This is a genomic window from Prevotella sp. ICM33 (genome assembly GCF_000517825.1).
In the GTDB taxonomy this organism is placed as follows: domain Bacteria; phylum Bacteroidota; class Bacteroidia; order Bacteroidales; family Bacteroidaceae; genus Prevotella; species Prevotella melaninogenica.
Genome location: NZ_JACD01000109.1, coordinates 1 through 5,769, shown reverse-complemented (window position 1 = coordinate 5,769; position 5,769 = coordinate 1). Strand labels below are relative to the sequence as shown.

At 36.2% G+C, this 5,769-nt stretch carries 5 protein-coding genes; all 5 read right to left on the bottom strand.

What is annotated here, in order from left to right:
* A partial coding sequence (locus HMPREF1505_RS12565; RefSeq protein ID WP_231480402.1) for a hypothetical protein occupies positions 1-946 on the bottom strand: 946 nt, incomplete at its 3' end.
* Positions 947-1,116: 170 nt separating this feature from the next.
* Positions 1,117-1,617: an ankyrin repeat domain-containing protein gene (locus HMPREF1505_RS12560; RefSeq protein ID WP_255326830.1), complete on the bottom strand. Its 501-nt coding sequence runs from the start codon at positions 1,615-1,617 to the stop codon at positions 1,117-1,119.
* A gap of 304 nt (positions 1,618-1,921) precedes the next feature.
* On the bottom strand, positions 1,922-3,124 hold the full coding sequence (locus tag HMPREF1505_RS12555; RefSeq protein ID WP_036926019.1) for a hypothetical protein: 1,203 nt from the start codon (positions 3,122-3,124) through the stop codon (positions 1,922-1,924).
* Between the two features lie 92 nt (positions 3,125-3,216).
* A complete protein-coding gene (locus HMPREF1505_RS12550) occupies positions 3,217-4,305 on the bottom strand; it encodes a hypothetical protein (protein WP_231480400.1) in 1,089 nt (362 codons plus the stop codon).
* Positions 4,306-4,487: 182 nt separating this feature from the next.
* A complete protein-coding gene (locus HMPREF1505_RS12545) occupies positions 4,488-5,702 on the bottom strand; it encodes a hypothetical protein (RefSeq protein WP_036926013.1) in 1,215 nt (404 codons plus the stop codon).
* Between the last annotated feature and the right edge of the window lie 67 nt (positions 5,703-5,769).

The window sequence follows — 5,769 nt, the reverse complement described above, 5'->3', positions numbered from 1 at the left end:
GTGTCCCTATACACTTCTCATACATAAGACCATAATAATACCCGATGTATGCACCGGCTTTATATCTTTCTTCCTTCGTGAGACCATCAACCTCTGGTTCATTTTCTAAATCCAACAAATATGATAAATATTGATCCAACATACAGTAATACAGATTCTTTCTGTCAGCATGTTTCAACATATACAGTAGCAGTCCTTGATGGATGAGAAGCCGCCCATCCGCACCTTTTGAAACAAAGAGTTCCTTGTACTCTTTTCCTATAGGGAGTTCTTCCTCCCCTTTCACTTCATCTATCATCATCTTGTTGATAATATCAGACTTGTCGTAGCCGTATTCCAGAAACAGATCACGCAGGAAGCTCCGATTATTATTCATAAGCCAAGTGAGGGCAGTCTTGCTGTCGTGGAAGACGAACTGGTTTCTGTAAAAATAGGCTGTATCTATCGAATAATAAAGTTTCCCTTTCTCAACTATATCATCGTCGGCATCTTCATTGTCAAATCCTTGAAGCTCAACAGTGTTCTCTATGGAAGGATAGGATACGATGTAGTTATACTTTGGAACATAGATACTCTTATTCCAAAAGTAAGAAACCGTTTCCGAAGAGTCTACCTCCATAGCCTTTCGCTGTTCCAACCGTTCTTTAGAAGCTTCATCTTTGAATACATATCTACGAAGTTTGTTCCCTGCCAAATAGATGTTATTTTCAGAGATATCAATGTTATAATATTTTTTGATAGCCTTTCGTGCTTCAACATCGTTGACAGACTGGTATCCCATTCTTTTGAGCGCATCATAAATAAGTTCTATAGCCAAATCTGTATACTCTACTTGTTTGTCTATATCCATTACCGTAACGCCATCAAGTCCTACTTCCGCAAGTTCTCTATAGTAGTCTCTGATTTCGTGGTCATACTTTTTTATCAAGTCAACCTCAGTTTTCATAGCCTTTTTTTGATGGCCCTGAAGTTTTGGGAGCTGCTTCGGGGGCTGTTCTGTGCAACCAATCAACACTACGATGTTTAGAATAAGCAGTAAAAAACAAACCTTCTTCATACCAATATTCTATAAGATTTCAGATTATCTCTTTATTGCCGAATCAGACCTATTACAATCTATCGCGACTTTTCCAATAGTTTTATCATTTCAACATTCTTATGACGACGAGCAATGGAAAGGGGGGGCATTCTGCTTCTATCCTTCACCTTTGTCTTTGCTCCATACTTCAATAAGACTTTCACCATATTTATATTATTCTTGTCCACAGCAACCATCAGAGGATAAGTTATATAGTCTCCACCAAGGTTACCCAAGCCATTTGCCTTTGCTCCATATTGTAAGAGAAGGCAAGTAACTGGATAACTGTTCATATTACAGCTCATCACCAAAGGGCAAAGTCCATCTTCATTATAAGCCACGTTAGCGTTGGCTCCTAATGACAGAAATAACTTTACCAACTCGGCATTCCCCTTATCTACTGCCATATATAGCGCATCATAGCAATACATATCATCAGAGTACACACATTCCATATTAGCCTTCATTCTTATGAGTCTTTGGACAAAGCGTTTGTTCTGATAAAGACAAGCTTTGATGTTTTGAATAGTGAACCGCAAAGGTATAAAATGGCTCTTCTGGAATTTGGAGTGATGTTGTGATGTCCTTTATACCACTTGTTAGTAAAGGAAGTTCGTAAACAGTTCATTATAAGCGTTTTGTAGTGTGTATAACCCATGTGATACAACAACAACTTTCGTAACCATTAAATTAGTACTTTGTATTCTGTAATATCAGTAAACCGAGGGGATATAAAAGTTATTGATAATCAGACATTAAACATTATCACTCCAAAATCCTAAAGACCCCTTCTTTTTGCTAATTGAACCTTGGCTTTAAACCTTCTAAGCTCCCTCTCACGATTTACTCTGGGTCAGGTCCGTTTGATTCGTCTGAAAGCCCTTCATGTTCCAATTCTTCCATCATTTTAGGACTACTGATACCAAAGTATTTATGCGTACGCGCATATTGATAAATCTCTTTACAGCGAAGCATTATTAGGCAAGTCCAAGGCATAGGATCCCATACGTTTGACGTGATATACTGTCGATACTTCTCACGCATCTTATATTCAGAGTTTGCGAAATAACAAAAAATTCTGGCTTTCTGTTCAATAGTAAAGTGCTTACTATTCATGCCATTTTCATCTCGTATAAGGTCATATACGTAATTGGCAAAGTTGTCATCATAATAGTCATGCTTAGTACCCGTAGTGTTTTTTTCTATTGTCTCTATCAATAATGTATGTACAATTATATTATTATTGGGAGCTTTATCAAATATTCTGTTTACAAAATCATAAGGCTCATCTTTATACTTGAGAAAATACCATTGATTTAGCATGGGACTTTTATAATAGTTGTAAGAGGCAAACAAGTCTTCTAATATGTTTTCTCCATTATAAAATGTTCCAAGACCATCATCATCTCCTTGGGATTGTAAGTTCTCCAAGAGTTTAAAAGCATTTACATCATTATAAAAAATGAAGTTGTTTAGTGCTTTAATTTGCTGAAAGACCTGTGATTTCAATTTTATCTTGTCTCCCTCTACGGACAATAGGTCACGAAGTAACCAGTTGTAAGTTATGAACCTATTCTTATATATCGCATAATAGGGCAAGGTAAAGTCGAAGTCACCATCAGTCCCAATTCCCTCATATCCTTTTGTCTTATCCCTTTTCAACTGATATCCAAAAACATACTTGATTCTTTCTTGAAATAACTCTGTAGAAGGTTGTTTGTAGCCATGGGTTTCAAGATAGTATTTTACCAAAGGAATAGTCAACTGAAAGTCTGTCTCTGTAGGCATATATTGTGGTATAGATTGGTCGTCGCGGAAATCACCTCCATTCCATGCATTCTCCTGTAATTCTATATGTTTTAGCAAGGTATTTCTGTCAATGCCTATTTCTTTTAATCTTTCCATACTGATTATACTGTCATAGTGAATATGTGTTGTTTTATGCGATTCCATAACAACAATATTCGCACGTTTCGAATTTCCTGTACACTGAACAAACATAATTGTCAGTGCAAATAAAGAAACTAAGCCTAATATTTTTTTCATATCTTTATTTCTTTGAGTAATGTACTGCAAAAGTATAAAAGTTGTTTCTTATAACCGTATAGTAGAATTTTGTCACTTATGACCCTAATCTGTCATTCGTCACCTCCAGGGGGGGTCAAGTCTAATCCCTCCCTTTCTATTTTATCCATCATTTCAGGACTACTGATACCAAAGAACTTGTGTGCACGTGCATACCGGTAGACTTTCTCGCAGTTGGTCATTATTACATAGGTCATAGAGGTTCGAATCCAATCGGTTGATGGGATATAATCGGCATATTTGTTGCGCATCTTATATTCAGAATTTGCAAGATAACAAAACATACGTGCTTTTTGTTCCAGATTAAAATGTGCAGCATTCATTCCATCTTCGTCTTGTAACACCTGATACACATATATTAAGAACTTATCATTGTAATAAGAACTGTTCTTGCCTGTGGTGTTCTTCTCGATAGTCTCTATCAGTTCTGGATGCACAATAAGGTTATTCCCTTTTCCTTTATCAAATATATAACAAAGGAAAGCAAAAGGATTTTCCCTTTCCGCATTAAAGAACCATTGATTTAATTCAGGACTTCCAAAATAAGAATATTCTTTTAATAAATCACCTAACATTCGGTTACTGTCGTAATAATCGCCAATGTCATCAATTTCTCCCTCACCTTGATACAGTTCTAATTGCTTCAACGCACCTGTATCATTATAAATCAAGAACTTGTTTAATAATAAGATTTGTTTCAAGGTCGTGCTCTTGAATTTAATCGTATTCCCGTTAACAGAAATCAAATCTCTGAGAAGCCAATTATAGGTTATGAAACCCTTATCTTTGATGGCAAAGAAGGAAGAGGCAAAATCGAAGCTCTCTTCATTGCTAAGGTTTATGAATGTTGACTTAGTATTCGCTCCAAGGTCTTTTCCAAAAACTTGTTTGATTCTTTTTTCAAATAGTTCTTTTGAAGGTTTCTTAAAGCCATGAGTATATAAATAATGCTCCACCAAAGGTATTGTCAAGAGAAAATCCTCCTGTGTCGGCATGTATCTTGGTTTTGATTGATCATCTCGAAAATCACCACCAAACCATGCAAGTTCTTGAAGTTTTAAATGCTTCAACAGCTTATCTTTATTAACTCCCCAATATTTTAAGGAATCTATCACATTCATTTTTTTATTTTCGTTGTTCATTTGTTCCTTCACTGAAAAGGTCTTATTCTTAGTAGAATTTGATTTACACTGTGTAAAAGTAAGAAGGCATAGTAATAAAGAGCTTATAAACAAGAATCGTTTCATATCTTTTTTTGATGTTTTGAATAGAATTGTGATATATACGCCATCCTCATAATGTCAAGGAATAGCACAATATTATACTACTCACCAGACATACGATGACTTTCGATTTCAACTCCTTCCTGATACCGGTCATATTGAATTTGTATTATCTTATCGAAGTCCTTTAGGTGGAAGTAATTATTCTTCTTGATGTATGAAATAAAGTCTTTCTGATAGTACAGGGCATATCCAAAACCTTCATTATCACAAGGTGTCCCTATACACTTCTCATACATAAGACCATAATAATACCCGATGTATGCACCAGCTTTATATCTTTCTTCCTTCGTCAAGTCATCAAATTCTGGTACATTTTCCAAGTCCAGCAAGGATGATAAATATTCATCCAACATACAGTAATATAGATTCTTCCTGTCAGCATGTTTCAACATATACTGCAGCAGTCCTTGATGAATGAGAAGCCTCCCATCCGCACCTTTTGAAACAAAGAGTTCCTTGTAATCTTTCCCTATAGGGAGTTCTCCTTCCTCTTTCACTTCATCTATCATCATCTTATTGATTACATCAGACTTGTCATAGCCATATTTCAGGAACAACTCACGAAGGAAGTTCCTGTCATTATTCATAAGCCAAGTGAGTGCAGCCTTGCTGTCGTGAAAGATAAACTGGTTGACATAAAAAATACTCTTCTCTAATGAGTAAGTAATTCTGCCCTTCTTAAAGACGCTGTCTGGAACCTCGTCCTCATAAAGGTACCCTTTAAGCTCTACGACGTTGTCAATCACAGGAGCATATAGCAGCAAGTTATCTTTTGGAATGAATATTGTATTATTAAAAAAGGTATAGCCGTCTGAAAGCATCTTGCTCTGCCGTGCACGTTCCTTCGCATCACCACCCGGGAAGACGAACTTATGAAAGCCATTCTCCGACAAGGAGGCAGTCCTGTTAATATCCACACCATAATACTTCCTTATTGCATTCGCAGCTGTAATACTATCTACCGACTTGAATCCATACCGATAGAGTGCATGACACATCAGTTCAACAGCAATGTCAGTGTACTTTACCTGGTCTTTATTTGACATGGCTATTATCCCATCCAAGCCTATATCATATATTTCTCTATAGTAGTCTCTGATTTCGTGGTCATACTTCTTTATCAAGTCAACCTCACTCTTTACAGTTCTTTCTTGATGAACCTGCTGTTTTAAGCTCTGCTTTGGAGGCTGTTCCTTGCATCCATTCATTAATACTACATTTAGAATAAGCAGTAGAAGATATATTTTCTTCATAAGATAACTATTTTCGGTTCCTTAATATATTTATGGCTTAAAGTTGATATGCGTGGGCTATTTTAAC

Excerpts from the sequence above, each read along its gene's own strand:
- HMPREF1505_RS12555 (WP_036926019.1), bottom strand. The coding sequence starts at position 3,124 with ATGAAAAAAATATTAGGCTTAGTTTCTTTATTTGCACTGACAATTATG.
- HMPREF1505_RS12550 (WP_231480400.1), bottom strand. The coding sequence starts at position 4,305 with ATGAACAACGAAAATAAAAAAATGAATGTGATAGATTCCTTAAAATAT.
- HMPREF1505_RS12545 (WP_036926013.1), bottom strand. The coding sequence starts at position 5,702 with ATGAAGAAAATATATCTTCTACTGCTTATTCTAAATGTAGTATTAATG.